A 26949-nucleotide genomic window follows, 5' to 3' on the forward strand; every position below is an offset into this window, starting at 1 on the left:
ATTTCATTGAATCTGAATCAAATTAGATAACAGGTTGCGAATTCCAGCTTGAAAAAGACAGTCTGCTTTCTGAACGCATTACTTCGTCTAATTGTGGCCGTAACCAGGAGGGCAACATTGCATGTATGGTAACGAAGAGTATTCCTTTTTCTTCCGGACAGGTATTCCAGAATGTTGGTTTATAACGATTAGCACGAGATTCGATTGTTTCGTGATCTATATCTATATTCATTGTGGAAATATGAATTAATTCTTTTAAAGCATTTTGCAAATCAAGCGTCGTTTCAACTTGCCGTATTTTATGCTTCAATAATGGTAATTGTTCTGCTGCGTAGGAAAAATCACCATTCATTTCACAAAGTGTGCACGCCAGCTCAAGCTTGGTGCGTGCATCTGTAATCATCCTGGCTTGACGTATTAGCTCAATTTCTTTTTGGATGCGTTCACGTAATTCATCGATCAGTGGGATTGTAAATGGGAACATGATGAGCATTTAATTAAAAAATTGATTTTAATATGAACAATGCGTTGTATACAACACAAGGGTTTTTATAAGCACGGAGTAAGACTGGTATTTCAATAATTAGATGCTGCAATAATGTGTATTTTTTTTAACTTATATAAGTTTTTGGTAACTCCCCACGTCATCCCGAGTGCAGCGAGGGATCTCCAGCAACTGGCACGTATTAAATTAATGTAAAAAACACTTGAAAAATTATGCGGTTATGATCAAATAGCTGCATGAATAGCAGAGCTGGAAAAACGACTGAACAAGAATAGCAGCAACAGCTCAAAGCCCCCCGTCAAGTGACGGGTTAGGCAAACTATGCCGTACGACATCACTACGTGAAAATGGGAAACGTAACAGTGGTGGCCCAAAAGGCCACAAGGGCGAAACGTTAAAACAGATTAAATCACCAGATATTGTCAAAAACCATGTATTGCTAACATGCCCGGATTGTTATGGTTCATTAGTTTCAACGCCGGTGATTGGAATTGTGAAGCGCCAGGTTTTTGATATTCCACCACCCAAAATTGAAGTCACGGAACATCAGGCTGAAGTAAAATATTGCGAGTGCTGTAATAAAACGATAACAGCAGCATTTCCTGCAGGTGTTCTTGCCCCTGTCCAATACGGTGAAGTTATTCGTAGTTGAAGCGTGTATTATCAATATCAGCATTTTATTCCAGAAGACAGGCTGCAACAGTTGTTTTATGACCTGTACGGAATTCAACTGGCTACTGCAACACGGACTGGATATAACCGGATTGCCTTTGATACATTGGCATCATTTGAAGAATCGGTATTGTCTGCAGTCAAAACTGCTGCCGTAAAAAACCTGGATGAAACAGGGTTTCGTGTGGCCGGAAAAACACAATGGTTGCATGTGGCATCGACTAAAACGGCAACTTATTATCACATATCTCCAAAACGAAAATCATTACTGGATGGCCTTTCAGGTACCGTCATTCATGATCACTGGAAAAGTTATTACAATTTGGGAGGTGTGGAGCATGCCCTATGCAACCAGCATCACTTGCGTGAATTAAAAGCAATAACCGAGCATGACAAAGAACCATGGGCACAGGCTATGACCCGACTATTACGTGTTGCTCTTCGCTGTCGTCATTTTAATGCACATCATGCAATACCTGTTGCTCGCATCAAGCGGTTGACCAACATCTACAAGAAGATTATTCGAGATGGGCTGGCGTATCATGAAACGCTGCCGCCATTGCCATGCAAAGGCAAACAGGGTCGACAACCTCGACGGACAGGTCACAACCTCTTGTGGCGTTTATTTCATTACAAACAAGACGTTTTACGGTTTCTTCATGATCTGGCAGTTCCATTTACCAATAATGATGCTGAGCGTGATTTACGAATGATGAAATGCAAACAAAAAATATCCGGTGGTTTTCGGACCGCTCAAGGCGCTGAACAATTTGCTCGTATCCGAGGATTTATCAGTACGATCCATAAACAAGGATTAAGCATTATCAGTTCCATCCAATCTATATTTTCTGGTACTATCCCTGTGTTATCAGGAATCTGAGATAACAATACAGTCCAACAGAGCAAGGAATAGTATATGCATACGGAGTCTTGCGTTTACCTTCTGACCAATAAACACAATAATGTTTTGTATACCGGTGTTACCAATGATTTGATACGCCGTGTTTATGAACACAAAAATAAACTGGTGGCTGGATTTACCCAAAAATACAATGTGGATCGGCTGGTTTATTTTGAAGTTTGTTCAGGCATCGTCATGACTATTGAGCGAGAAAAACAAATCAAAGGGTGGTCTCGAAAAAAGAAGCATGATTTGATTAATGCATTGAATCCTGAATGGAACGATTTGTATCCATCGCTACTTTAAAAATTGTGCCACTGCAGGGAGATCCCTCGCTGCACTCGGGATGACGTGGGGAGTTACAGTTTTTGAAACTATTATCGATCATAAAAATACATATTTTTATTAATTAAATTTTTCAATACATTGCGTGTTTTTTTAATAAAAATTTATTCAAAAAAAAATAAAAAATATTTTCCATTTTTTTGTACTAAACTTAAAGTTGTACACATAGCAAGGAGAGCAATGATGAACAAAAATATATTAGGATTAACCGCTGCACTAGCCATGTTTTGTTCACCTATGGCATTTTCTCAAATGGACAGTACTAATAATTCTAATGGCATGCAAGACAGTAGCAGTACTATGCAAAGCACTCCGGCATCTGATAATCACGTCGATGTGCAACTTAAAACAAATACTGGTCAAACGATTAATGCGTTGATTCATGAAGATGATTTAAAAGGCTTAAAACAAGGAGATACACTGCAATATCAAGGCAGTGAGCAAAGTAATGGAGCCGCCATGCCTTCTGATTCAGATTCAGATGCAACGACTATGCAGCAATGATGGCGATTTTTATTTGAATAGGGAGATTCAAATGAATAGAGATATTTTTGAAGGAAAATGGGAAGAAACCAAAGGAAAAATCAAACAAGCCTGGGGATGGTTAACCGATGATGATTTAAAAGAAATCGAGGGAAATCATCAGGAACTTTGTGGGAAAATTCAAAAGCATTATGGTTACTCCCGAGAGGAAGCCAAGAGAATTATAAAAGAATTTAAAAAAAATTATTGGCATTAAGATAATGTATTTTTATGGTTTATGTTAGTTATGTTAAGGAGTATTTTAGATAAAAAATTGAACAATTTTAGTTGGGGTACTATAATTTAAATGTAGAGCTGGTTGTTTGCATTATTGAGCAACGGCTCTCTGCAAAAGCCACGATGACGTGGCTTTTGTCGTTTAAGACCGCTTAGTTTAAAGATAATAAGCGTTAAGATCAAAATACAAAAAATGATTAAAGAGGTGGAGGTCCCCGACGTCCAAGAACCAGAAATGCGACAAACATTACAAGAAATAGGAAAAATAATATTTTTGCAATTCCGGCTGCAGTACCTGCAATTCCAGTAAAGCCAAATACTCCTGCGATAATTGCAATGATAAAAAACAAAATAGCCCAGCTTAACATGATGAACTCCTTAATAATGCTTCCCTATATAAGCCAAAGCTGCGAATGAATGCGTTTCTTTAAAGTATAGGTTGATTTTTAATAAAATCAAAAAGAAAACAGGATTGCCTGAATAATAGAATTAGAGATGATCATTTAATTTTAACTGGTTTTTTATTGCTAATGGCATGATCTTAACCTACATTGAATTAAATCCGTTGGCTTGATGTTTTATGCAGGAAAATAATTAAAATAATTAGAAGCGAGATTTAAACATGACTATTGCAATCGCATTGCGCCTGGATTGGTTGCGATGAAAGATTACAAGTTAAAATATACAAATAATGACTGTTTAATGGCTGTTAATGTTGCCATGCAGTTTCTTTCTTTTCTTTATAATCTTCAAATGCCTTGATTAAACCAAGTAATACTTCAGCGCTGGTTTCAAACATTGCTTTGCATGGAGATTCATCAATCTCTGTAATATCTTTACGAAGATGCTCAACTTGCTCTTTAAAAAGTCGTTGTATTTTGTTGATATGGGCTATTGGACTATCCTTGTCAGCGTTCATCATTGTCTCCTTGAAATTTTAATTTATCTATTTGAATATAGTCTATTTTCATGGTTGAGCTATGATATTGTTGTATAGTAAAGTCGTGATAAAATGCATGGTTGCTTAAATAAGGATGGAACATAAAAATGAAGAAAAAATGGTTAATGATTGGATTATACACAACTTTAATTGCATCAAACGCATGGGCAGGCACTTTTTATTTAAAACAAGGCGACTTATTGGATGCTGATAAAATTGATATTCAATGGCGGAAGCAATGGGGCCATTGCCCAACGAAATATCCGGTTGAGTCCGTTGATTGTCATTATGTATATCAAAATATAGGCGGGCTGGTAGTGAGTCATCTGAAAGACATGAGTGATCGTGGTTGGTTGACGACCGAAAACACATTTCAATTAAATATATCGTTAAACGAAGCCACAAAGAAAAAAGGCTATCCATTTAATGCGGCAAGTTGTCAAAATTTACAAAATGTTGTTAAAACAGGCACGGTGATTACTATTAATCAAACAGGATGTGTGCTCGGTTGATATGGATGATGGGCTGAATCGCTTACCTTGTTTTGGCTATCGCGGAATGTTACATGAGGTTAAACGGCAGATTTGATGTCTAACCAATTAAGCTCTTTTAATATGGGTAATAATTTTACGATGCCTTCGTGTTCATTGCTGTTGCCGTGAACTAAAAGGATCCCGCCTGGGATAATGGTTTGATTTCTTGCTAGCCAAGTATCTGTGCCTAGTGGTATCAAGCCATATTGTCTTAACTGTCTAATTAATTTTTTACTTGAAACAAGGCCGGGAAATCTGAAGAATACAGAAGGCACTTCTCCTGATTCTAAAAGGTATTTTTCCGTGGTCAATATTTCCAGTTCAATATTGGTTTCCGGGGAGCGCAAGAAATTTTCAGAATATGGCAAATCATCATAATAAACATGACTGAAAGAGTGATTTGCCCAGGTTATTGCTAATTTTTTGTCTTTTTCCTGGGCAATGAGCCATTGAAATTCTTCCGGATGTTCAATAAGCCACATGCCTGAAATAGCAATGGTAACGGGTATTGGTTTATTAGACGTTTCAGATAATTTGACCAGACTATTGAAAAACTCAGATTCAAATGGTTTGGTTGATGGACATAAATCAATAGTAAGAACGTTACCATGCTTGCCATGCTGAGCATGTTTTATACCCTGATTTTCTAATACGTAAGGAGCTGCAGTGGTCTTATGTAATAATTGATAGTAGCGTGTGCTGGCTATATTCCACCGAGTAAAATATCCGGGCTTGTCTTTTTGTCTGAAATCACGAGGCAGTAAGGTTTTAACAGGCATGACTTTTGTTTGTAAAGTTTCAGGATCAACCACCAGAAAGGATGGAATTTCATTCATTTTAAACACTCGTATAGCCATTAGAAAATCACCATGCTCTGAATAGACCGGTAAAAAACTCTTTGATAATCCGTGATGTTATAATTAGCGGCAGCACTACAAGAGTAAATGATTAGGAATAAAGTCAGTAAAAATCGCTTCACGATTGTCATGTGGTAGTTAAATTTGTCTAATTGTAATAAATTTATCCATATTGTGGAATACTTTTAAAATAAGAATTTTGAAGGAATGATGAGTATGACGTATTCTTTTGTATTAACCATACTACAAAGAGTGACAGAATGAGATTAAGAAAGTTAGGTCGACAAGGGTTGGAAGTCTCTGCATTAGGTTTAGGTTGCATGGGGATGTCTTATGCCTATGGTTCTGCCGATCAAACAGAGTGTTTGCGAGTGCTGGACCGTGCTCTGGAGTTGGGTGTTAACTTTTTTGATACGGCTGAAGTATATGGTCCTTATAAAAACGAAGAATTAATTGGAAATTGGTTAAATAGTAAACCACGTGCATCCATCGTTATTGCCACAAAATTTGGGTTTACCTGGAATTCAGAAGGGTTTCCAAATGGCGTTAACAGCAAGCCAGAACATATTAGACAATCTATTGATGGGTCACTCAAACGATTGAAAACGGATTATATTGATCTTTATTATCAACATCGCTTAGATCCTGAAACACCTATCGAAGATACCGTTGCTACCCTTGCAGATCTCGTAAAAGAGGGGAAAATTCGCTACATTGGTCTTTCTGAAGTGGGTTCGGGCATTATTCGTCGCGCCCATTCAATACATCCGATTACAGCCGTTCAATCTGAATATTCCTTATGGGATAGAAACGTTGAAGATGACATATTGCCAACTTTAAATGCGCTTGGTATTGGTTTTGTTCCATACAGCCCTTTGGGTCGTGGTTTTTTTTCAGGACAAATACACAGTACCAAAGAGCTGGAAGAAGGGGATTTTCGTCAAATGCTGGAGCGGTTTCATGATGAAAATCTTAAACATAATTTTAAACTAATTGAACTCTTGCAGGAGTTAGCAACAAAAAATAACGTCACACCAACGCAAATCTCTCTTGCCTGGTTATTAAAACAAGGCAATAACATTGTTCCTATTCCTGGTACAAAACGGCTTTCTCATCTTGAAGACAATCTCCAGGCAACCCATATCGTGATACCAACGTCTGATTGGGATAAACTGGGTCAATTCCTCGCCACTTTTAAATTTGCAGGAGAGCGTTATCCTGAAGCGGTATTAAAGCTCATAGACCGTACACCTTAATGGCATCGTTATTATCTATTGACCACCTAACTACGAGGCCTATTCCTGTTTTCCATTGCGGCTTGTAATTTTAGATTTTTATGTTCAAAACGCGGTATTTTTTCAAGATTCATAGAGATATTTAAAAAATATTTTAGAAAGATAATATCACAAAGTATTTAATTTTAAATCTTATAGTAAATTTAATAACCAATAATTTCGGCTGATATACTCACAGCTCATTAAGCAAGAACTTCAAACTGGAGTTAAATTAAGAAATAGTACTGGCTATTTTCGTATTGAATGTTGAGCCTGTTACCAATTTATAAAGGTATTTTTTATTTTTTTGTATGGAAATAAACGGAATTAGTCGTTATATCAATGAGCATGTATAAACCTGCAATACCTGATGGAGTATAGGCAATTGAGGGAAAGTTTGGATGATTGCCAAGAACGGCATACCATGACCATGCTGAAAAAACTGTTCCCAAAAGTTCTAGATAATACACCATAACAAACATGCTTAAGTAGAATAAAGGCTTTTTTCTCTGATAGGAGATACTTAGAAAAAAGATATAACATAAGAAACCGGCTACATCCTTAAGAATCACTAACGACATAAAACTGATGATAAAGGCAATTCGATACAAGCATTTTTCTATGATTATATGATGGTGCCAAATGAATGGCCGTCGGCAAATTTGGTATATGGTAGCGTACATAACAGCGTGACCTAACGGGATATACATGGGAATATTTTTTAGATGATACTGATATAAGGCTAAGATTAAAGATCCAAATACTTCGGCAAAAAAACTCACGATAGTCATGAGTAATATTAGCCAATATAATCGACGTTTTACGCTGAGTAAAAGCCAACTGTAGAAAAAAATCATAATGATATTGACAGTGTCTTGTCCATGCAAAAAATAATGACTTAGCCAAGGACTATCTAAAAATACAAGAAAAGGCAGTCCTAACAGCACGAAAATAATTTGCAGTGGAACAATGACATTATATGCAAATTTCATTGAATTTCTTTGACCAATACACATTCAATTCCCTTCAGGAGCTCTATATCTATCAAATTAGAGATTGAGATTATCATACCTTCTTTTGATGATAAGAGAAGAAAAATGGGGTATGCTAATAATCTGATAGCGATGAGTTTAAATTCAGTTTGATCCGTCCATGAGTATTAAAAAACACATTACAAATCTTGTAAAAAATCCCAATCTATACGTGGCTGCTGTAGTTGGCACCGTTCCGGGAGGAGCTGTAGGAGGAGTCGTTGGCGCCGTATCGGGAGGATTTATTGGTATTAGACTTGAATTATGCCCAGGATGGGCGGTTCCTCTTGTGGGGGTAAATTTTGGTAGTGTCGCAGGAGCGCTCTTTGGCCTTATTATGGGTGCTATTTTAGGAGGCATTCTCACAGGCTGCTTTTCTCTTTACAAAATTCATAAAAAACATATCAGTTGCCTCAATTATCCTCGGAGCAGGTGATTGAGATTTTTTTGAGTGGTTTAGGCATTAGTTTGGAGATAGCCATTGGCATGGCCATAGGTGCCGTCATCGGTAGTTTAAAATTGCTTGGTATTGGAACAGCACTTGGCGCCATGGTGGGTATCATCCTGATGCTTTGTTCTCTTGCTTTGGAAAGAAAATCAGTTCAGTTTCGATGATGATATATATAGGTTAATGAACCCGAAAAAAGCACATCATCTGGAGTCACTGGATGAAAAATCATCTAAATTGTTCTAATGTCTTATGTGTTACACTCAATCTATAATGATATGAATTTAAATTTTTTATGACTCAATGCCCATGCGGTTCCAATATGGACTATCTACATTGTTGCGGATTATATCTGGAAGGAGAGCAAACTCCCCCCTCACCAGAGGCATTAATGCGTTCGCGGTATACAGCATATTCCTTAGCTAATATAGATTACATAAAAAAAACAATGCATGGAAAGCCGTTACATGGTTTTAATGAAACAGAAGCTCGGGCATGGGCCAAGCAAGTGATATGGCTTGGTTTGAAGGTGATGCATGCAAGGAACGAAACACCTGAGTTGGGATACGTTGAATTCATTGCGCATTTTATTGATGGAAATACTGTGAAATCCCTTCATGAAATCAGCGAATTTCATTGTCAGCAAGGGCAATGGTACTACGTTGATGGACACTATCCTATAAACAGCAAGGCACAAAAAAGTCAAAAAATTGGTCGCAATAGTGTATGTCCTTGCGGCAGTGAGAAAAAATTTAAAAACTGTCATGGTAAAGGTCATGTACCTTGAAGCTGGTCAAATTGTTTTTTCACCATCCGATCTAACTCAATACATGGATAGTCCATTTGCTTCCTGGATGGAGCATTTGGCATTGACCAATCCTGAATTATTGCCAATGCCTGATGTAGAAGATGCCTTAGGAGCGGTATTGCAACAAAGGGATATGAACATGAAGCTGCAGCGCTGGCTTCCTTTTCAGCAGAAGGATTTAATGTCGTTAATTTGTCAAGGGCTATGGACGCAGCCCATGCCACACGATTGGCTATGCAAGCCGGTGCTGATGTCATTTATCAAGCTAGCCTGGTGGTATCACCCTTCAAAGGATTTGCTGATTTTCTAGTAAAAGCTCAAGGTGATAGTTTATTGGGCAACTACCATTATGAAATCTTGGATACCAAACTAGCCAGCACACTAAAACCACAGGTTATCATGCAGTTGTGCTGCTATGCAGACCTATTGGAAGCCATGCAAGGAAGAAGACCAAAACAGCTTTGGGTTCTGTTAGGCCATGGTGAGAAGCAAGCAGTGCGCACGAGTGATTATTTTTACTATTATCTCTATTTAAAAGATCGTTTCCTGCAGGCGCATCAGACCTTTGATGCTTATCAGCAGCCTGATCCTGCGGATTCGGGTCATTGGGGAAGGTGGTCTCGTTATGCAGAGGAGTTACTTAAGCAATCTGATCATCTTGCTCAGGTTGCAACCATAACCAAAAGTCAGATTAAAAAATTGCATAACGCCGGAATTTATACCATGCAGGCGTTAACTACTACCGATTCTAAACGTATCAAGGGTCTTAACCAATCCGTATTTGAACGCTTGAAAGCACAAGCCGCTATTCAGAAACAAAGCGTTGGTCATGAGGTTCCTTTATACAAACTATTGCCTCATGAATCAGGTAAAAAACAAGGGTTGGCATTACTTCCCCCACCAACACCGCTCGATGTGTTTTTTGATATGGAAGGATTTCCACTGACAGAAGGTGGGTTGGAGTATCTTTGGGGGATGACTTACTTCGATAAGCAAGGAACCCGTCAATATAAAGACTTTTGGGCTCATAATTCAACCCAGGAAAAAGAAGCCTTCATGGCATTTGTTGCTTGGGTTTATAAAAGATGGCAGCAAGATCCAAACATGCATATTTATCATTATGCCAGCTATGAGGTGAGTGCTTGTCGCAAACTGATGGGGCGCTATGGAGTATGTGAACATGAAGTGGATGAATTATTACGAAATGAAGTGTTTATTGATCTTTATAAAATAGTAAAGAATGCGTTGATTTTAGGGGAACCTCGATATTCCATTAAAAATGTTGAACATTTGTATCGTTCCAAGCGCTTGACAGACGTTGGAACTGGTAGTGATTCTGTCGTGGTTTACGGGCATTGGCGGGAAAATCCGGATGGGGATACTTGGCAGACATCAAAGATATTGCAAGACATTCGTGACTATAACATTGATGATTGCAATTCGACCCAGGAATTAGTTGATTGGCTTAGACTCAGGCAAAAAGAACAAGGTATTCCTTATCTTGGAAAAGTCGAGCTTGTTACCGTTGAGCAAAAAGAAGAAATTCATGAACGATTGCAATTGCGCGATCGGTTATTGCAGAAAGTTCATGATTTAAATTTGCAGGGTAAGGGTCGGGATGCTGCCGTTTATTCTATGTTTGCTTGGTCACTGGAGTTTCATCGTCGTGAATCCAAGCCTGTTTTCTGGCGTTTGTTTGACAGACTTGGCTTAAGCGATGAGGAGTTATTAGATGATTTGGATTGTCTTGCTCTTTGCATGCGCACCGATAAGCCACCTTATAAGCCAACGCCGAAAGCACGTCATCTTGTTTATGAATATTCTTTTGACCCTAATCAGGAATTTAAAGGAACCAGCGAGCAATATTACATCCTGGGAAAAGAAACGGCTGAAGGCAAGCCTTTAAAAGTTACATTTTATAAAGAGGATAGTCGATTGGCAGATGGGTTTATTGCCTTGCAAATGAAAGACGAATTGGATGGAATGATTACATTAGTACCTGATGATTACTTACGGCCTGAGCCAATTCCCCAAGCCATTGCTAAACAGGCCGAAGCATTTGAACAGAGCATGCTCGATAAATCCGCTATTTTGGATTTTCTTCAAAGAAGCAGACCAAGAATTATTGGTCATCAAAGTGGGCATCCAATTGCTTCAAGTCATGATTCCAAAAAACGTCTGGAACAAATTATTTACGCGGTAAATAATCTGGATGCCAGTTATTTAGTGATTCAGGGGCCGCCGGGGGCCGGAAAGACATATACTGCTAAACACATTATTGCGGCCTTGTTGCAACAAGGTAAGACCATAGGAATTTCTTCCAACAGTCACAAGGCTATTAATCATCTTTTGCTCAATACCGTTGAATATTGTCAAAGAGAAAAAATAAAAGGGCATTTTGCCTGTACCAGGGAAACCGATGAGTCATTAAAAAAATTAGGCGTGACTATTATTGAAAATAAGAATATTGCCCAATGGTTGCAATCTGCCAGTGTCGTTGGAACAACGGCGTGGGGATTTGCCCGCGATGAGATGGCGAGTGCGTTTGATTATTTGTTTATTGATGAAGCTGGCCAGGTCAGTGTTGCTAATTTAATTGCCATGAGTCGTGCCGCCAAAAATATTATTTTAATGGGAGATCAAATGCAGTTGGGGCAGCCATCGCAAGGCAGTCACCCTGAAGAAAGCGGTTTATCCATCCTTGATTATCTTTTGCATGCAACACCCACTATTGCAGAAGATATGGGGATTTTTCTGGGAACAACGTATCGCATGCATTCCGCCGTCAATCAATTTATCAGTGATACAATTTATGAGGGTCGGCTTGAATCAGCGCCAGAAAATGACAAGCAACGTATTCATGTTCCTAATGATTATCAAGGTCTCTTAAATAAGGAAGCTGGAATCATTGCTATTCCCGTGATGCATGAAGGAAATACTCAAGCCAGTGATGAAGAGGTCCAATGCATTGTGAGTTTAACCATGCAATTGCTTGGCCGCGAATTTACTAATAAAGATGGCTCCCAACGGTTAATCGGTTGGGAAGATTTATTGTTTGTCGCACCGTATAACCATCAGGTTAACAAGCTTAAATCTGCCTTGGGAAAACAGGCAAACGTTGGAAGCGTCGATAAATTTCAAGGACAAGAAGCGCCTGTTGTTTTCTTAAGCATGTGCGCCAGTCATGGAAATGAATCGACACGTGGCATCAATTTTTTATTTAATAAAAATCGCATGAATGTTGCCATATCGCGAGCTCAGTGCATGGCCATCATTGTTTATAGCCCAGGATTACTGGAAGTGTCTGCAAAGAACGTTGAACAGTTAAGTTTAATAAATCTATTCTGTAAACTTACTCATGCTATAGATAAAACAAAATTGTTCAGTCAACTGCCCTATCATGGCTCAAGCAACATGAAATAAAAAAGAGGGTTAACATTTATGAATGGCAAGTATTTCTGTTGCACCTTATTATCGATGTTTGCTACGGTAAATTTTGGATGACAGAACAAAGGGAAATAAAATATGCGACGATTTCATAATATTTTATTTGTCAGCCATGGAATTGGCAATGAAGAAGACACCTTAAGACAGGCACTCAAACTGAGTTATGATAATAAGGCTTCATTAAGCATTTTGATCGTTTGTCCTCCAGTCCCACAACCTCTTAAAGAATATGAAGCATCTTACGAGGCATCATTGCTTGACAATATGCAGAAGGCTGTTAAGGCAGCGCAGTTGGCATTAGGCATCAGAACTTTACCGATTAAAATAACATTAGAATGTGATGTTGCCCCGGATGTGCGAATTATTCGCCATGTGCTGCAGCATGCTCACGACCTTTTAATTAAAGCGACAGAATTAAATGAGAATTCCAAAGGGTTTAGGGCGTTAGATATGGAGTTGTTGCGTAAATGTCCTTGTGCTCTATTTCTGAGTCGGCCATTAAAACATGCGCAGCAAAAAGCGTATGTGGCCGTTGCAATTGATCCTAAAGATGACGATCCAGCGGGAACATCCCTGTCGCTTACTCTTTTAGAAATCGCGCATTCATTGGCAAAAAATGGCTCGGGTTACCTAGATGTGGTGTCTTGTTGGCATTTTCCATTTGAAGAATATTTTCGTGAAAATATTTGGATAAAAACGTCTGAAAATGAATTGAAGCAAATGATTGCGGATGAAGAAAAACTAAACATGGAAGCCTTACAAGCGCTAATGAAGGCGACGAAACTCAATGATGAAGATTATCAGTTGTATCATTTAAAAGGTCGGCCGGAACAACAGATTCCCACCTTCATTGAAGAACAAGTCATTGATATTTTAGTCATGGGAACCGTGGCTCGAACAGGAATCACGGGTTTTATCATTGGGAACACGGCAGAAAATATTTTACAGAAAATTGATTGTTCACTGTTAGCATTGAAACCTCCGGGGTTTGTTTCACCTGTTTAATACTTTCTAAACCAAGGATAAAGGTGATGCTGAAGGAGGAAAGAAGCTTGAAGGAAATGAAGTGGCACGCACAATCGGTGGATGATGTCATGACTAAGTTGCAAGCTGAAATAACAGGGTTAAGTGCGTTTGAAGCAACAATTCGATTGAGAAAATATGGTCAAAATCGTTTGCCCAAGACGGTCAAACAAAGTGCCTGGATTCGTTTTTTCCGGCAATTTCATAATATCTTGATTTATATTTTGTTGGGGGCGGCAGTTATTACCATTCTGTTGCATCATAGAATGGATGCCTTAGTCATTCTCGCTGTGGTCTTTGTGAATGCCATAATTGGTTTCATCCAGGAAGGTAAAGCAGAGAAAGCACTGGATGCGATTCGTCACCTGTTAGCACCCACAGCCACGGTATTACGTGATGGCAAGCGTCAGAGTATTGATGGTCATTTACTGGTTCCTGGCGATATTGTTCTTGTGGAAGCAGGCGATAAAGTGCCCGCAGATTTACGCCTTTTAAAAACCCACGGCTTAATCATTGATGAGGCCATTCTCACAGGAGAGTCGATTCCTGTTGAAAAATATAATAAACCAGTTAGAAAGGATGTTGTTTTAGGTGATCGAGTGTGTATGGCTTATAACGGAACTTTCGTTATTAATGGTCAAGGAAAAGGAGTGGTGGTTGCTACTGGAAAAATGACTCAAATCGGTCAAATCAGCAGTTTACTATCACAAGTGGAAACGTTAACCACCCCTCTGATTAAACAAATGGAATTATTTTCCAAATGGCTTACCTTGTTGATTTTATTGGTGGCGGCGTTACTCCTTACGTACGGTTATTTTGTACAGCATTATGAGTTTAGTGAATTATTTATGATCGTGGTCGGGTTATCCGTTGCCGCTATTCCTGAGGGACTTCCTGCCGTTTTGTCTATTACGCTGGCTGTTGGGGTACAGGTTATGGCACGTAAAAATGCTATCGTACGCCATTTGCCTGTCATTGAAACCCTTGGTTCTATCTCGGTTATATGTACGGATAAAACAGGTACATTAACCCGCAATGAAATGGCGGTTATATCTCTGGTGACCAGTCGCCATGTTTTTACAATTTCAGGGGCAGGATATATTCCGTCTGGTTTGATTACATTAAAGGAGCATGTCATTGAAAATAGTAGTTATCCGTTGCTGAAGGAATTAGCTCGTACTGCAATACTTTGTAACGACGCCGCTTTGTTTGAAAGTAATGGACACTGGATTGTTAACGGTGACCCTATGGAAGGGGCGTTGCTGACACTGGCTGGAAAAATTGGTGTATCGATTGCTGAGGAACGAAAAATATGGGCGCGAACCGATATGATTCCATTTGATTCCAGACATCATTTTATGGCAACCCTGCATCATAATTATCAAGGAGAAGCTTTTATTTTTGTCAAAGGAGCCCCCGAACGGATTTTAAGCATGTGCCGACAACAACAAACAGACGATGGTGGATTTGAAGCGGTCGATATTGAATATTGGCGCCAACAAATTGAAGCAATTGCTGCAAAAGGTCAGCGTGTGCTGGCATTCGCATTGAAACCGGTAAAACTTGAACAAATGATTCTCAAGTTTTCCGAGGTTCAAGAATTAACCTTGCTTGGCATGACCGGAATGATTGATCCGCCACGTGAAGAGGTCATTGTTGCTGTGGCACACTGTCTAAATGCTGGTATTCAGGTAAAAATGATTACGGGCGATCATGCGGCCACTGCAAAGGCAATAGGGCAGCAAATAGGACTTCGTTATTCAGATAAAATTCTAACGGGCGTTGACCTGGATAAAATGAGTGATAGTGAGCTGGCGGGTATTGTATTAGAGTATGATATTTATGCCCGTACAAGCCCAGAGCATAAATTACGCTTGGTGATGGCTTTGCAATCTCATGGCATGATTGTAGCAATGACTGGAGATGGCGTGAATGACGCACTTGCCTTAAGACGAGCAGATGTGGGTATTGCTATGGGCAAAAAAGGCAATGAAGTTTCAAAAGAAGCTTCTGAGTTCGTTTTGGCAGATGATAATTTTGCCTCGATTGTAGCAGCTATTCAGGAAGGTCGTACAGTCTATGACAATCTAAAAAAGGTGATCAGTTGGACTTTGCCTACGAATGCGGGCGAAGCGATGGTTATCATTCTGGCTTTACTTCTTGATGTAAGCCTTCCCGTGACCCCTATTCAAATTTTATGGCTTAACTTGATTACTGCAACCACGCTAGGATTAGCTTTGGCATTTGAGCCACCCGAAAAAAATACCATGCAGCGTCCGCCTCGCCCTCGTAATGAACCTATTTTAACTGGAGAATTAGCCTGGCATATTATTTTCGTATCAATGCTGTTTATAGGTGGGGTCTTTGGTATTTATTATTATGCTCTGGATAGAGGGTATTCATTGACGCTTGCTCGTACTATTGCTTTGAACACGTTGGTGGTTATGGAAATTTTTCATCTGTTTTATATTCGTAATATCTATGGAACATCATTGACATGGAAAGCAGTTCAGGGAACAACCATGGTGTGGTTAAGTATTATTGTTATTATTGTTGCTCAATTTTCAATTACTTATTGGTTACCATTGCAAACAATTTTCATGACAGGATCAGTTCCTGTTCTGGACGGAATTCTGATCATCCTGGTTGGTGTGGTGTTTTTTTCTATACTTGAAATAGAAAAACAACTTCGTTTACACCTTATTTCTTTGCGCCATATGGAATTGTGTAATCGTCATGGCGATGAATTATAATGACTTTTTTACACACATCACCATTTTATGAGTTAGCTGCTCTTTTACTTTTTGCCATAGCGGCTGGTTGGGTCAGTCTTTTCTTACGTCAGCCAATGGTGGTTAGTTTCATTGTGGTGGGTATTCTTGTTGGACCTGGCTTTTTGGGTATCGTTCAATCTTATGGTTCTATCGAATTACTGGCGGAATTGGGAATTACGGTATTACTTTTTCTTGTTGGTCTTAAGCTGGATATTCAGCTCATAAGAACACTTGGGCTTGTTGTTTTGGCTACAGGAATAGGTCAGGTAGTTTTTACGGCAATCATTGGTTTTTTTATTGCTTTGGCACTTAAGCTGAATGTTATCAACGCACTATACGTTAGTGTTGCTCTGACTTTTTCCAGCACCATCATCATTGTCAAAATGTTGTCTGATAAGCGGGAAGCGGACTCATTGCATGGACGCATTGCGATCGGAGTTTTGATAGTACAAGACATTTTTGTAGTCTTGACGATGATTATTTTATCCGCGTTTGATCTAAATATTCATGATGGGACATTAGGCCAGGTTATGGCCGATATTGTCATGATGTTTTTATCAGCGATGGTTGTCTTATTTTTTCTCGGGTTATTTATTCGATGTATTGCAAACCCGCTAGTAAGGAGTGTTGCTCATTCGCCTGAATTACTCATCATTTTTTCAATTGGCTGGGCTGCCTGTTTAGCTAGTTTAGGCAGTGTCTTGGGTTTAAGTAAAGAGTTGGGCGGGTTACTGGCTGGGATATCTTTGGCTTCTACACCGTTCAGGGATGCAATTGCTTCACGCCTGTCTTCTGTGCGTGATTTTTTATTATTGTTTTTCTTTATTACCATAGGTTCGCAGCTTCACTTTAATCAACTTGGGGAGCAAATTGTTCCTGCAGCCATCTTTTCTTTATTTGTATTGATTGGCGATCCGCTTATTATGTTAGTGATTATGGGAATTATGGGATACCGTAAGCGTACCAGTTTTTTTGTCGGCCTTACGGTTGCACAAATCAGCGAGTTTTCTTTTATTTTTATGGCGATGGGTTTAAAGCTCGGCCATATAAACGCTGAATCGTTGGGACTAGTGACACTGGTTGGGTTGATTACTATAACGGTTTCAGTGTATATGATTACTTATTCACAATCATTATACCAATGGTTTGATCCTGTATTAAGTATATTTGAACGCAAACTTCCTCATCGCGAAGAATCCAATAATGTTCGACAACAATTGCTCGATAAGTGCTATGAGATTGTACTGTTTGGTTTAGGTCGGTATGGTCAAGCCATTGCCGAACACCTGTTGCAAAATAATCTTAAGGTGCTTGCCATCGATTTTAATCCTGATGAAGTGAAGAAATGGTTAAAACGAGGCCAGCATGCGATGTATGGAGATGCTTGCGATATTGAATTCATCCGTTCTCTTCCCTTAACGGGAGTTAAATGGGTTATTTGCGCAATACCGCAGCATGCTCCTGGTTTAACACACCATGATCCTCGTGTAATGCTGATCAATGGGTTGAAAACTCATCACTATCAAGGAAAAATTGCTGTTTCCACTCAACATGCAAATCAGGTCGAGGCACTTAAAGTACAAGGTGTAGACATGGTGTTTTTGCCTTTTCTTGATGCAGCAAGCAGGGCTGTAGAGAAAATAGTGGCGGCCATTTAAGAGTAGTTACTGTAAAAACTTGCCCAATTATTCAGTGATTGTTAAGTTGGAAAATTAAGTATTTTATCAACGCATTAATTTAAAGCATTGCTGTTTTGTATATGCCACGCTGGGGCCTGCTGACAAATCTTCTCATTTTACGACGTTTAATTTTTAATGACAGGACTTTATGGATGAAGCCAAAATTATCGCTCGTTGCCATTACTTTGTTTAATACCACGGTCAGTTATGCCAATCTGTTTCCGAGTTTTCCCGTACCAGAATATCCAGCACGTGCCACCGGGCAGTTTTTGGCTGAGAATCAGCAACAGCTGGGTGGTTTTGGTGATGTGATGTTTCCTTCAACGGGGCTTAACCACCAAAAAACATGGCTGTTTTCATCGTAAGTGGGTTTATCGCTTGGATTCTTTCCTTTTATTATTTATGTTGTAACTCCACGAGTTATCCTGAGCATAGCAAGAGATGATGTGGGAAGTTACATTTGTGTTATAATGGTTTAAAAAAAATCACTTTGAAGCAATGTAACATCAAATTCAGAACGATTTCACCGAACTTCAGCTCATTTGCCCAATGCACACTGCCATGGGTCTTTTTACAATAAGGAATAATCATGAGTTTTACAGCATTGGGTTTAATTGAGCCTTTGATTCGCGCTGTCAGCGAATTGGGTTATACAGAACCTACCCCCATCCAATTGAAAACCATACCGGTTATTTTACGAGGTGGTGATTTGTTAGCTTCCGCGCAGACAGGAACAGGAAAAACAGCAAGTTTTGTATTACCTCTTTTGCAGCAGATAAGCAAAAAGCCGCGTGCTAAATCTAATCGTGTTAAGGTATTAATTCTTACGCCAACTCGCGAGTTAGCCGCGCAAATACATGAAAATGTTATTCAATATAGCCGTTATTTATCACTTCGCTCCACCGTTGTTTATGGTGGGGTAAAAATTAATCCGCAAATGATGCGATTACGTTCAGGGGTGGAACTGCTGGTTGCAACCCCGGGAAGACTGTTGGATTTATATCAGCAACACGCCATCCAATTTGATGAGGTTGATGCCTTGATTCTGGATGAAGCGGATCGGATGCTGGATATGGGATTTATTCATGATATTAAAAGAATCATCAAATTATTACCTCTAAAGAGGCAAAACTTAATGTTTTCTGCCACGTTTTCTGAAGACATTCGTACTCTAGCGAAAGGGATCCTAAAGCAACCAGCGGAAATTGATGTGGCTCCCAGGAATGCGTCGGCCGCCGCCATCCAGCAAACCATTCATCCAGTAGATAAACATCGAAAATCAGCTCTTCTTGCTCATTTAATCCATAAGAATCAATGGGGGCAAACGCTGGTATTTTCTCGAACGAAGCACGGTGCGAATAAACTGGTGAAACAACTGGCTGAATCGCATATTCATTCCGCAGCAATCCATGGAAACAAATCTCAAGCGCAGCGAACCAAGGCGCTGGCGGATTTTAAATCTGGTAAAGTACAGATTCTGGTAGCGACCGATATTGCAGCACGTGGCATTGATATTGAAAAACTTCCTTGTGTGGTGAACTTTGATTTACCTCAGGTTGCTGAAGATTATGTGCATCGGATCGGGAGAACAGGGCGTGCTGGGGCATTGGGTCTTGCTGTATCATTGGTCAGTGCTGATGAAGTGACCCAATTACACTCCATTGAAAAGTTAATTAAACAAACGCTTGAGCGCATTGAAATTGATGATTTTGAACCCACGCATCATTTGCCAGCTTCAAAGGTGGCTACCTCTAAAAGAGGCAATCACCCGCTTAAGAAAGACTCTAGATTTAATCCTATGCAAAAGATAAGAAAAAATTTAGCCGATCGGCAGAATAAGTCAGTGGTCTTAGTTAAGAATCGGTTTAGGAACATAACTTTTCAACCGCTGAGCAAATTCGTGCAACACATCAAGTCCTGATTCTTCTGCCTGCTTGCACCATTGTTGCAAGGCTTCAATCAATTCAGTTTGTGATGAAGCAGTCTTGAGCCAGATATGTTGTAGAGACTGGCGAAACGTATACACGAGGCGTAACGGTTCAAAACGATTTAATAAGGCTTGCAAATGAAAGTTGGCATGTGGCGATAATAAATTTTCTTGTCGCCGCAGCAGGTGCCTGGCATGGTGAAATAAGCGTTGATCTGCTTTATTGTCCGTACTGTTGCATTTTTCATGATGAAGAATTGGACATATCACGCGTTCGTAATAATCGGACATGATTGGAAATCGGTTCGCAATCACGGCTTTTACAGTATCCAAGTCAATATGCCTTTTTCCTTTGTCCCTAACTAATTTTGGGGGTAACTTTTTAACTTTGGCAAGCCCTAAAAAAGATAAGCAGCGAATATAGAACCAACCTAAATCAAACTCCCACCATTTGATTGAGAATTTGGCAGAAGAAGCAAACGTGTGATGATTATTATGCAACTCTTCACCACCAATCAAAAATCCCCAAGGGAAGACGTTGGTTGATGCATCAGGACATTCAAAGTTACGATAACCCCAGAAATGTCCTATTCCATTGATAACGCCTGCTGAAAGAGGAATCCACATCATTTGTATTGCCCACATGGTAACGCCGGGAATTCCAAATAGCAGTAAATCAATTAAGAACATGAGTAAGATGCCTTTGGAATTGTAGCGGGAATATAATGTGCGCTCAATCCAATCGTTAGGAGTCCCATGCGAATACTTGGCAATCATGTCTTTGTCATAACGCGCTTTACGATATAATTCGGGGACTTGCCAAAACACTTTTTTCAGGCCGAGTACAATAGGGCTGTGAGGATCGCCTTCAACATCGGTGGTTGCATGATGTTTTCGATGAATGGCAACCCATTCTGCCGTGACCATGCCTGTAGTTAGCCAAAGCCAAAAGCGAAAAAAATGACTGATGGTTGGATGTAACGTTAATGCTCGATGCGTTTGGCAACGGTGCAAATAGAGGGTGACTGATGCGGTAGTGATTTGTGTCAATATAAGACCGGCTACCAAGTAACCCCAAATGGATAGGTTTAAAATTCCAAACATCATGGATACTCCAATAAATAATAGCGGTTTGCATAGTAACATGATTTGTCCATTATTTTCCCTCTAATGCTGGATAATCCGTATAACCTTTGGCAGAGCCTCCATATAACGTTGCGCGATCAAGCTCATTGAGCAGCGCATCTTCTTTAAGACGTCTGACCAAATCCGGATTAGCAATGAAGGGGCGGCCAAAGGCGATTAGGTCTGCATAGCCTGAGGAAACGGCGTCAATGGCCATTTTGCGAGTATAATTATTATTAACCATCCAGGGGCCATGAAATTCTTTGCGTAATGCTTGAAAGTCAAAGCCATGAAACTCACGCGAACTCTGGGTTGCGCCCTCAATGACATGAATATAAGCCAAATTGAAACGATTGAGCGCTCGCACCAACGGAAAATAAACCTCAGTAGGGGATGAATCCGTAATGCCATTTGCGGGCGTGACTGGCGATAAACGAATGCCTGTGCGATGTCCGCCTATTTCAGCCGTGATGCTTTCGACCACTTCCAGGGCAAAACGTAAACGATTGGTGATGGAGCCGCCGTATTGATCGGTCCGATGATTGGAACCATCTGATAAAAATTGTTGAATAAGATAGCCATTTGCAGCGTGGATTTCAACGCCATCAAATCCCGCTTGTAATGCGTTTTTTGCCGCCTTGCGGTAATCTTCCACAATGCATGGAATTTCCGATAATTCCAACGCGCGCGGCTTTCCAATGTCCGTGAAGACACCGGTTTCAATAAAAGTTTTTTGACCCGCAGGCATAAGCGCAGAAGGAGCGACTGGTAGAGCATTTCCCGGTTGCAAGGATGGGTGGGAAATACGTCCCACATGCCATAATTGTGCGTACATAACACCGCCTTGTGCATGCACAGCGTCGGTGACTAATTTCCATCCGGCAATTTGTTCTGGGGAGTACATGCCTGGTGTCCAGGCATAACCTTTTGCAGTCGGTGAAATTTGAGTGGCTTCAGAAATAATTAATCCAGCAGAAGCCCGTTGACGATAATACTGAGCGTTCAATGCGTGCGGTGCATCGGTGCCAGGAATAGCGCGATTGCGGGTCAGGGGTGCCATAACAATACGATTTTGCAGGGTTATGTCTCGCAAATTAAAAGGAGTAAATAAAATATCAGCGTGGTTATGATTCATTTGAAATATCCTTATCTAAAAGACATGAATGCATGTGTATGTTGAGCAATAATGCTTGATATTATGGTTATTTTTCTGGAGATATACCATACTGAATAATAGGATTCTAATGGTTTATTGTATGTTAAACGAGCACTTTGCAAAGAAAGCATGGTAATTTACAGGGTTTGAAACGAAGGGACTTACGTCCTGAAGAAAATGCATGAAAGGCAAAATAAGAAAAACAGTTACTGGCTTAAGGAGTAAAATCATGCGACGGATTCATTGGGGGGTATTCATAGGCTTATTTTTCTCATCAGTTGTATTGGCTGCCAATAACCAAACTATTCAGCCCAGTCTTAATTTAAATCAAATAAAGATGATAAAAGGGGGAGAAGCGCTTGGTGACGATTTGTATTTTGACATAAGCATCTTAAAAGCAAATCAGCCAACTCAATATCTTCGAGTACCCAAATATCCGCTATATTGGCCATCTACTGAGCTTGCTTCTCTTAAATCGGTTCCTTTGTGGTCTGAATCGCTTAAGAACGGGCAAAAAATTATTCTGATTATTTCGCTCATAGATCAGGACGCAAAACCTATGAATCCTGATGATGTTATTGGCGTGATTCGAGTGGAACTGCACAATGAACACGGTCATTTGCAGGCGCGCTGGAGCATGCCCAATCAAAAAGAAGGCCCAATAGTTAGTAGCACTGGCAGTGTGCAAAAATTTGAATTATCGAATAATGCCTATGGTCATTATGAAGTATTGTTGTCTTTAGATAAATAATACAATGCTTCTATGGGGCTGAAATGAAGTCATGTCTGTTATTAGTGTTTATGTTTTTTTATTTCCCGAAGTTACTGCTGCTAAAATAATCCATGAGATAAGCTTTAAAAGCAGCATCAAACCTCTATCTATAAGCACTAAATTACAGATGATGAATTCACCTTGCTCTTTCCTATACAATGATTTAAGAGAAGTCAAATTAAGTTATTGGGGTTTTGATGAAAAAACGCATCAAGGTACCTTGATTGTTAATAAAGAATTGGCGCTTGAAATAGTTGCTATTTTTCGGGCGCTCTATGTTCATAAGTTTCCTATCCAGAGAATGGAACTCATGGAGGATTACCATGGAGATGACTTGGCTGCCATGGCAGCAAATAATACGTCTGCTTTTAATTGCCGAGAGGTGACAGGTCAGCCAAGTGTATTGTCTCAACACAGCTATGGGCGTGCCATTGATATTAATCCTTTAATTAATCCCTACGTTAAAGGCGAACAAATATTGCCGGTTGCTGGTAAACCATTTGTGACGAGAAATAAAGCTTATCGGGGAAAAATTACGAAAGATAGTTTTATATATAAGGAATTTATTAAATATGGTTGGGATTGGGGTGGAGATTGGTTCGATGTTCAAGATTACCAGCATTTTGAAAAACGAGCTCATCATCAAAAAAGAAATCGATATGGCTATCCAAAATAAGAAGAATAGCTGGTTGACTGTTAACCATCACCACATGGTAAAAATCGTTAATAAACATAAAAATTATTTTTGTATAACCTACATGGAATTGGAATGAATCGTCTCCTTAATACAAGAATCGTATATTTCATCCTTTTTTTATCGTTTTTATGCCAAAGCGCTATGGCTAGACCTTTGGTATTGATTTCTTATTATTCTACGAGTTCGATGGATGTGATGGCTCAAGCAATTGCTCAGGGAGTACAAGCGGTGTCTGGCGTTGATGTTAAAGTTCTGCCTATTGAAAAAACAACGTTTAGTGATGTCAAGAATGCAGCGGGAGTAATCCTTGGTAGTCCTGTTTATAATGCAAATGCCGCGCCCCAAGTTCAGCAATTTATTAATACTTGGCCACTTCATGATCCTTCTTACAAAGATAAAGTAGGGGCGGTTTTTGTAATAGCGGGTGAAATTTCTGCTGGCGAAGAAGCAACTCAGATGGATCTTTTAAGAGCCATGATGATTTTTAATTTATTATTGTGGGGGCGCAAGCCAGCATCAGCCTTTTGGGGCATCCGCTATTGTGGATAATGCGCTAATACGAAGTGACGATCCTCCGCAGGCAGTGAACTCTGAATTTATAAAACAAGGTGAAGCATTGGGGCAACGAGTCGCTGAAATTGTTCTGCGCCTTCATCTGACAAAATTCAGCAGGAAAACCACGGCAATAAAAGTGATATGAATTGTATTTTAAAGGTTAATCAAGTTCTATATTGTATCCCAATTGCCAGACTATAATTTTTATTACCTAAACCAGCTGTATTGTTTAGATAAGTATACGTTCCATCGCGGTTATCCACTATTTCCGTATCCGCTTTCCCATTTGTAAAACGATTGTAGGTTGCTTCAGCAAAAATTTTTGTATGATGAGTAATATAATAGCCCGCCATAATTCCTGCGGAATAGAAATTTGAATTATCTCCATGTTCCTTAAAGGTGAGATTGCGAAGATAGTGTTGATCAACATCAGTTGCCCAAACCCAAGGACTAAATTTTAAAACGGCGTTAAATTCGAGGTTATTGATGGAATAATTTCCTGCCAAACCAAGATAGACTGTATTAAATTTCTGTTGATATCCCAAACCAGGCTCATTGTAAGGAAAGCATCCAATGAAGGTTCCATTACTGTATTGAAAGCAGCCTCCTTTTGCCAAAAAGCTAAAAGAGGTTCGCTTATAGCCTGTTGTCATGCCAAGTTTTAAATGGTTGTTTTGTAGAACCCATCCTCTGAGGTTGAAGTCTATATCGTTGGCGTAACGAAGATCGGTATTTTCATGATGGGACCAGTCTGTCCAGTTGATCTGATTGGGATTGAGCCAATCATAATCATCCATGCTTGCTTGCCCTGTTGTCAATGTAATCCAGCCACTGGCGTTTGCGGTAAGCCAAGTTAGGACATCGTAATTGATTTCTCCTTTAATAATTGCCGCCCGCTTTATTTTCCAATTTAACTGGCTGACTTTCCAATGGGTATCTTCATCATAAACGTACTCATTGGCTTCACCTCCCAAATAGCCTAATGCTGTATTAATAGATAATTTATCTGCATGATAATTTACCTGTTTATCAGGAGCGAGTTGAGCAGCAAAATGATGGATGGGATATAATAAACATGCCAATGTACTGGTCAATATTGTTATTTTTATTTTCATGCAAATCTTAATCCATTGTATGAGCAAGAAGTCTTGCCTGCTTGCAGCAATCTTATAGGGCGCAATTTTATATTATAAAGACGCTATCGAGTATACTGTCTGATAGTGGACAGGCAGAAGGTTACAAAGAGCATGATAACCCATAGCCTATAATCCTAGCCAACGGATAAATTGATTTGTGGTTTTTAGATGAATTGAAGCATTTGTTTGAAAATGAATGGTGTAATTCGGTTGATTTTTCTGAGTGCTGCTGGTGACGACTTCCTTTATTTTTCCAAGCGGTATGATTTGCATTTCTGTTGCATAGTAACCTCGTACTTTCTTAATAACCGGTATGACGAAACACAGTTCATTTGAACCATCTTTTGTTGCTGAATTTAAAAGTTCGGGATTATCCGCAACAATGTTTTTAAATTCTTTATTGTTTAAGGCAACGTATTCCGTATGATTGATTTGACGACGAAGCATACGTTTTAAAGGAACTTTTGTATTGAATATTCGTTGATAACTGTCGGCTGCCATAACGACGATTGGTTCGTTTTCTTCACGTTTATTATTGTTATTTTTTTCTGCAAAAAGAATTTCATCTCTATTTTCCAACGGTTCCGTGGCATTGGTTTCCAGTTGTGCCACTTGTGGGAGATGAGAATAATTATCGCAATGTAAGTATTTTGATTTTAAAAACCAGTTCTCATTTGGATAATAAGCCACAAATAATGAATTATCTTTTATTGTATTGATGATTTGTTTTGTTAATTCTGATGGGACCGCCGGACATCCCCAGCTTCGGCCTGCACGACCATATTTTTTTACAAATTTCTCGTCAACATACCAGCCGCCATGCATGACAACAGCGCGATTGGATGCGTTATCATTGAATCCTTTTTCCAGCCCGTCCAAGCGCATCGAAAGTCCATGGCGGCCATAATAAGCTTTATCTGTTTTATACACACCAATGCTACTGGCTTTGCTATTGTATTGGTTAGAAAAATAATTTGACGATAATATGCCTGATTTTATGCCGTGCGATACATAAGTATGAAAGAGTAATTTTTTTCCTTTTAAATCAAAAATCCATAAGCGTTTTTCACTGGAAGGTCTCGAATAATCAATGACGGTCAAAACAGGAGTGTGCTCGACGTCGTATTGATTAGCACATTTTAAGGTTGTTAATATTTTATCTACCATGGCTTGATTCATGGTTGGCGCTTCATGATGAAGCATGGTTTTGATTCCATGAAGAAAGTAGGTAAGCTTTTGAGAGTCGCTTGGCGTGATTCCTAACAAGGATGCAGAATCATCAATCGTTGGTCGTTTGCAATAAGGATTGTCAAGGGGCATACCATATGATGGCAAAGAACAGCAGGCAATGGTTAATGCAAATATCCATAATTTTTTTTCTTTTTCATTGTCTTTCCTTATTGAAGCCAATTCTACCTACAAGTTGACTTATATTAATTAAGATAGATTATTTTTAAGGCAAATGAGAAATAAATTTTTATAATTATTTTCTCTTGACGCATCCGCGCTTATTTTTTATTAAAAAATGAATAAAAGATGAGCATTTGATGATTTTTGAATGACTTAATGCCTAATTTTCATAGGC

General features: G+C 39.4%; 29 protein-coding genes. 20 read left to right on the plus strand and 9 right to left on the minus strand.

All coding sequences use genetic code 11. The annotated features are described in order from the left end of the window. Positions 1-22: 22 nt before the first annotated feature. Complete coding sequence (locus tag LOA_RS06090; RefSeq protein ID WP_064101369.1) at positions 23-484, minus strand: hypothetical protein; 462 nt, start codon at positions 482-484, stop codon at positions 23-25. 457 nt (positions 485-941) lie between these two features. On the opposite strand from LOA_RS06090, the gene LOA_RS14670 reads away from it, so the two are divergent. The 5 genes from LOA_RS14670 to LOA_RS06110 all read left to right on the plus strand — a co-directional run bounded on the left by LOA_RS14670 (position 942) and on the right by LOA_RS06110 (position 3162). Continuing rightward, the gene (locus LOA_RS14670) at positions 942-1157 is read left to right on the plus strand and encodes an IS66 family transposase zinc-finger binding domain-containing protein (protein WP_274544659.1); all 216 of its coding nucleotides are present in this window, start codon (positions 942-944) and stop codon (positions 1155-1157) included. A gap of 3 nt (positions 1158-1160) precedes the next feature. Continuing rightward, positions 1161-2057, plus strand: a complete 897-nt coding sequence (gene tnpC / locus LOA_RS06095; protein WP_052335901.1) for an IS66 family transposase — start codon at positions 1161-1163, stop codon at positions 2055-2057. A gap of 36 nt (positions 2058-2093) precedes the next feature. After that, positions 2094-2384 (plus strand): GIY-YIG nuclease family protein, encoded by a 291-nt coding sequence (locus LOA_RS06100; RefSeq protein ID WP_025385575.1) that lies wholly within the window; start codon positions 2094-2096, stop codon positions 2382-2384. Positions 2385-2603: 219 nt separating this feature from the next. Next, positions 2604-2927 carry a hypothetical protein gene (locus LOA_RS06105; RefSeq protein ID WP_148294877.1) on the plus strand — a complete coding sequence of 108 codons (324 nt, stop codon included), beginning with the start codon at positions 2604-2606 and terminating at the stop codon, positions 2925-2927. Between the two features lie 31 nt (positions 2928-2958). After that, positions 2959-3162 carry a CsbD family protein gene (locus LOA_RS06110; RefSeq protein ID WP_025385577.1) on the plus strand — a complete coding sequence of 68 codons (204 nt, stop codon included), beginning with the start codon at positions 2959-2961 and terminating at the stop codon, positions 3160-3162. A gap of 217 nt (positions 3163-3379) precedes the next feature. On the opposite strand, the gene LOA_RS14160 is transcribed toward LOA_RS06110, so the two are convergent. After that, a complete protein-coding gene (locus LOA_RS14160) occupies positions 3380-3550 on the minus strand; it encodes a DUF1328 domain-containing protein (protein ID WP_025385578.1) in 171 nt (56 codons plus the stop codon). Between the two features lie 341 nt (positions 3551-3891). Next, positions 3892-4104, minus strand: coding sequence for a hypothetical protein (locus tag LOA_RS06120; protein ID WP_025385579.1), 213 nt, complete (start codon positions 4102-4104; stop codon positions 3892-3894). Positions 4105-4229: 125 nt separating this feature from the next. On the opposite strand from LOA_RS06120, the gene LOA_RS06125 reads away from it, so the two are divergent. After that, complete coding sequence (locus tag LOA_RS06125; RefSeq protein WP_025385580.1) at positions 4230-4634, plus strand: hypothetical protein; 405 nt, start codon at positions 4230-4232, stop codon at positions 4632-4634. A gap of 59 nt (positions 4635-4693) precedes the next feature. Here LOA_RS06125 and LOA_RS06130 read toward each other — a convergent pair whose 3' ends face one another. Then, complete coding sequence (locus LOA_RS06130) at positions 4694-5512, minus strand: polysaccharide deacetylase family protein (protein ID WP_081726633.1); 819 nt, start codon at positions 5510-5512, stop codon at positions 4694-4696. A gap of 260 nt (positions 5513-5772) precedes the next feature. Here LOA_RS06130 and LOA_RS06135 point away from each other — a divergent pair, with 260 nt between their 5' ends. After that, a complete protein-coding gene (locus LOA_RS06135) occupies positions 5773-6768 on the plus strand; it encodes an aldo/keto reductase (protein ID WP_025385581.1) in 996 nt (331 codons plus the stop codon). 317 nt (positions 6769-7085) lie between these two features. Here the strand turns inward: LOA_RS06135 and LOA_RS06140 are convergent, their stop codons facing one another. Further along, positions 7086-7778 carry a hypothetical protein gene (locus tag LOA_RS06140; protein WP_238551350.1) on the minus strand — a complete coding sequence of 231 codons (693 nt, stop codon included), beginning with the start codon at positions 7776-7778 and terminating at the stop codon, positions 7086-7088. Positions 7779-7938: 160 nt separating this feature from the next. Between LOA_RS06140 and LOA_RS14445 the strand changes: the two genes are divergently transcribed. From LOA_RS14445 to LOA_RS06180, 10 genes are all read left to right on the plus strand, one after another. After that, positions 7939-8253, plus strand: a complete 315-nt coding sequence (locus LOA_RS14445; protein WP_052335903.1) for a hypothetical protein — start codon at positions 7939-7941, stop codon at positions 8251-8253. After that, positions 8250-8432 carry a hypothetical protein gene (locus LOA_RS14450; RefSeq protein ID WP_052335904.1) on the plus strand — a complete coding sequence of 61 codons (183 nt, stop codon included), beginning with the start codon at positions 8250-8252 and terminating at the stop codon, positions 8430-8432. The genes LOA_RS14445 and LOA_RS14450 overlap by 4 nt, the downstream gene beginning before the upstream one ends. Positions 8433-8560: 128 nt before the next feature. Then, positions 8561-9052 carry a YchJ family protein gene (locus LOA_RS06150; RefSeq protein WP_025385582.1) on the plus strand — a complete coding sequence of 164 codons (492 nt, stop codon included), beginning with the start codon at positions 8561-8563 and terminating at the stop codon, positions 9050-9052. Then, a complete protein-coding gene (locus tag LOA_RS16000) occupies positions 9042-9383 on the plus strand; it encodes a hypothetical protein (RefSeq protein ID WP_338010471.1) in 342 nt (113 codons plus the stop codon). Before LOA_RS06150 ends, LOA_RS16000 begins: the two co-directional genes overlap by 11 nt. Next, positions 9278-12496: a TM0106 family RecB-like putative nuclease gene (locus tag LOA_RS06155; protein ID WP_338010472.1), complete on the plus strand. Its 3219-nt coding sequence runs from the start codon at positions 9278-9280 to the stop codon at positions 12494-12496. Before LOA_RS16000 ends, LOA_RS06155 begins: the two co-directional genes overlap by 106 nt. A 102-nt stretch (positions 12497-12598) precedes the next feature. Further along, positions 12599-13525, plus strand: coding sequence for a universal stress protein (locus LOA_RS06160; RefSeq protein ID WP_025385583.1), 927 nt, complete (start codon positions 12599-12601; stop codon positions 13523-13525). 26 nt (positions 13526-13551) lie between these two features. Continuing rightward, positions 13552-16296, plus strand: coding sequence for a cation-transporting P-type ATPase (locus tag LOA_RS06165; RefSeq protein WP_042238771.1), 2745 nt, complete (start codon positions 13552-13554; stop codon positions 16294-16296). After that, positions 16296-17975, plus strand: coding sequence for a cation:proton antiporter (locus LOA_RS06170; protein ID WP_025385585.1), 1680 nt, complete (start codon positions 16296-16298; stop codon positions 17973-17975). Before LOA_RS06165 ends, LOA_RS06170 begins: the two co-directional genes overlap by 1 nt. Before the next feature lie 173 nt (positions 17976-18148). Continuing rightward, positions 18149-18361, plus strand: coding sequence for a hypothetical protein (locus LOA_RS06175; RefSeq protein WP_147370110.1), 213 nt, complete (start codon positions 18149-18151; stop codon positions 18359-18361). 224 nt (positions 18362-18585) lie between these two features. Continuing rightward, complete coding sequence (locus tag LOA_RS06180) at positions 18586-19917, plus strand: DEAD/DEAH box helicase (RefSeq protein WP_025385587.1); 1332 nt, start codon at positions 18586-18588, stop codon at positions 19915-19917. On the opposite strand, the gene LOA_RS06185 is transcribed toward LOA_RS06180, so the two are convergent. Together LOA_RS06185 and LOA_RS06190 are read right to left on the minus strand one after the other, a co-directional pair. Further along, on the minus strand, positions 19846-21030 hold the full coding sequence (locus LOA_RS06185; RefSeq protein WP_025385588.1) for a DesA family fatty acid desaturase: 1185 nt from the start codon (positions 21028-21030) through the stop codon (positions 19846-19848). The genes LOA_RS06180 and LOA_RS06185 overlap by 72 nt on opposite strands. 49 nt (positions 21031-21079) lie before the next feature. After that, on the minus strand, positions 21080-22183 hold the full coding sequence (locus LOA_RS06190) for an alkene reductase (RefSeq protein ID WP_025385589.1): 1104 nt from the start codon (positions 22181-22183) through the stop codon (positions 21080-21082). A gap of 250 nt (positions 22184-22433) precedes the next feature. Here LOA_RS06190 and LOA_RS06195 point away from each other — a divergent pair, with 250 nt between their 5' ends. From LOA_RS06195 to LOA_RS06205, 3 genes are all read left to right on the plus strand, one after another. Next, entirely contained in the window at positions 22434-22955 is a 522-nt protein-coding gene (locus LOA_RS06195) for a hypothetical protein (RefSeq protein ID WP_025385590.1), read from the plus strand. A gap of 31 nt (positions 22956-22986) precedes the next feature. Continuing rightward, on the plus strand, positions 22987-23652 hold the full coding sequence (locus LOA_RS06200; RefSeq protein WP_025385591.1) for a M15 family metallopeptidase: 666 nt from the start codon (positions 22987-22989) through the stop codon (positions 23650-23652). 162 nt (positions 23653-23814) lie between these two features. Further along, positions 23815-24222, plus strand: coding sequence for a flavodoxin family protein (locus LOA_RS06205; protein ID WP_158423028.1), 408 nt, complete (start codon positions 23815-23817; stop codon positions 24220-24222). Between the two features lie 170 nt (positions 24223-24392). On the opposite strand, the gene LOA_RS06210 is transcribed toward LOA_RS06205, so the two are convergent. Both LOA_RS06210 and LOA_RS06215 read right to left on the minus strand, forming a co-directional pair. After that, entirely contained in the window at positions 24393-25343 is a 951-nt protein-coding gene (locus tag LOA_RS06210; protein ID WP_025385592.1) for an omptin family outer membrane protease, read from the minus strand. Positions 25344-25490: 147 nt separating this feature from the next. Next, entirely contained in the window at positions 25491-26774 is a 1284-nt protein-coding gene (locus tag LOA_RS06215) for a murein L,D-transpeptidase catalytic domain family protein (protein WP_238551351.1), read from the minus strand. Positions 26775-26949 lie beyond the last annotated feature (175 nt).

The organism is Legionella oakridgensis ATCC 33761 = DSM 21215 (assembly GCF_000512355.1).
GTDB lineage: Bacteria > Pseudomonadota > Gammaproteobacteria > Legionellales > Legionellaceae > Legionella_A > Legionella_A oakridgensis.

What these genes read in the sequence shown, in the direction of transcription:
- LOA_RS06205 (WP_158423028.1), top strand. Translation starts at nt 23,815, where the DNA reads ATGGCTAGACCTTTGGTATTGATTTCTTATTATTCTACGAGTTCGATG.
- LOA_RS06170 (WP_025385585.1), top strand. Translation starts at nt 16,296, where the DNA reads ATGACTTTTTTACACACATCACCATTTTATGAGTTAGCTGCTCTTTTA.
- LOA_RS06160 (WP_025385583.1), top strand. Translation starts at nt 12,599, where the DNA reads ATGCGACGATTTCATAATATTTTATTTGTCAGCCATGGAATTGGCAAT.
- LOA_RS06210 (WP_025385592.1), bottom strand. Translation starts at nt 25,343, where the DNA reads ATGAAAATAAAAATAACAATATTGACCAGTACATTGGCATGTTTATTA.
- LOA_RS06105 (WP_148294877.1), top strand. Translation starts at nt 2,604, where the DNA reads ATGATGAACAAAAATATATTAGGATTAACCGCTGCACTAGCCATGTTT.
- LOA_RS06185 (WP_025385588.1), bottom strand. Translation starts at nt 21,030, where the DNA reads ATGATGTTTGGAATTTTAAACCTATCCATTTGGGGTTACTTGGTAGCC.
- LOA_RS06155 (WP_338010472.1), top strand. Translation starts at nt 9,278, where the DNA reads ATGGACGCAGCCCATGCCACACGATTGGCTATGCAAGCCGGTGCTGAT.
- LOA_RS06110 (WP_025385577.1), top strand. Translation starts at nt 2,959, where the DNA reads ATGAATAGAGATATTTTTGAAGGAAAATGGGAAGAAACCAAAGGAAAA.
- LOA_RS06200 (WP_025385591.1), top strand. Translation starts at nt 22,987, where the DNA reads ATGTCTGTTATTAGTGTTTATGTTTTTTTATTTCCCGAAGTTACTGCT.
- LOA_RS06140 (WP_238551350.1), bottom strand. Translation starts at nt 7,778, where the DNA reads ATGAAATTTGCATATAATGTCATTGTTCCACTGCAAATTATTTTCGTG.
- LOA_RS06180 (WP_025385587.1), top strand. Translation starts at nt 18,586, where the DNA reads ATGAGTTTTACAGCATTGGGTTTAATTGAGCCTTTGATTCGCGCTGTC.
- LOA_RS06130 (WP_081726633.1), bottom strand. Translation starts at nt 5,512, where the DNA reads ATGGCTATACGAGTGTTTAAAATGAATGAAATTCCATCCTTTCTGGTG.
- LOA_RS06135 (WP_025385581.1), top strand. Translation starts at nt 5,773, where the DNA reads ATGAGATTAAGAAAGTTAGGTCGACAAGGGTTGGAAGTCTCTGCATTA.
- LOA_RS06165 (WP_042238771.1), top strand. Translation starts at nt 13,552, where the DNA reads ATGCTGAAGGAGGAAAGAAGCTTGAAGGAAATGAAGTGGCACGCACAA.
- LOA_RS06090 (WP_064101369.1), bottom strand. Translation starts at nt 484, where the DNA reads ATGTTCCCATTTACAATCCCACTGATCGATGAATTACGTGAACGCATC.
- LOA_RS06100 (WP_025385575.1), top strand. Translation starts at nt 2,094, where the DNA reads ATGCATACGGAGTCTTGCGTTTACCTTCTGACCAATAAACACAATAAT.
- LOA_RS06125 (WP_025385580.1), top strand. Translation starts at nt 4,230, where the DNA reads ATGAAGAAAAAATGGTTAATGATTGGATTATACACAACTTTAATTGCA.
- LOA_RS06120 (WP_025385579.1), bottom strand. Translation starts at nt 4,104, where the DNA reads ATGATGAACGCTGACAAGGATAGTCCAATAGCCCATATCAACAAAATA.
- LOA_RS06150 (WP_025385582.1), top strand. Translation starts at nt 8,561, where the DNA reads ATGACTCAATGCCCATGCGGTTCCAATATGGACTATCTACATTGTTGC.
- LOA_RS14445 (WP_052335903.1), top strand. Translation starts at nt 7,939, where the DNA reads ATGAGTATTAAAAAACACATTACAAATCTTGTAAAAAATCCCAATCTA.
- LOA_RS16000 (WP_338010471.1), top strand. Translation starts at nt 9,042, where the DNA reads ATGTACCTTGAAGCTGGTCAAATTGTTTTTTCACCATCCGATCTAACT.
- LOA_RS06195 (WP_025385590.1), top strand. Translation starts at nt 22,434, where the DNA reads ATGCGACGGATTCATTGGGGGGTATTCATAGGCTTATTTTTCTCATCA.
- LOA_RS06190 (WP_025385589.1), bottom strand. Translation starts at nt 22,183, where the DNA reads ATGAATCATAACCACGCTGATATTTTATTTACTCCTTTTAATTTGCGA.
- LOA_RS14160 (WP_025385578.1), bottom strand. Translation starts at nt 3,550, where the DNA reads ATGTTAAGCTGGGCTATTTTGTTTTTTATCATTGCAATTATCGCAGGA.
- LOA_RS06175 (WP_147370110.1), top strand. Translation starts at nt 18,149, where the DNA reads ATGAAGCCAAAATTATCGCTCGTTGCCATTACTTTGTTTAATACCACG.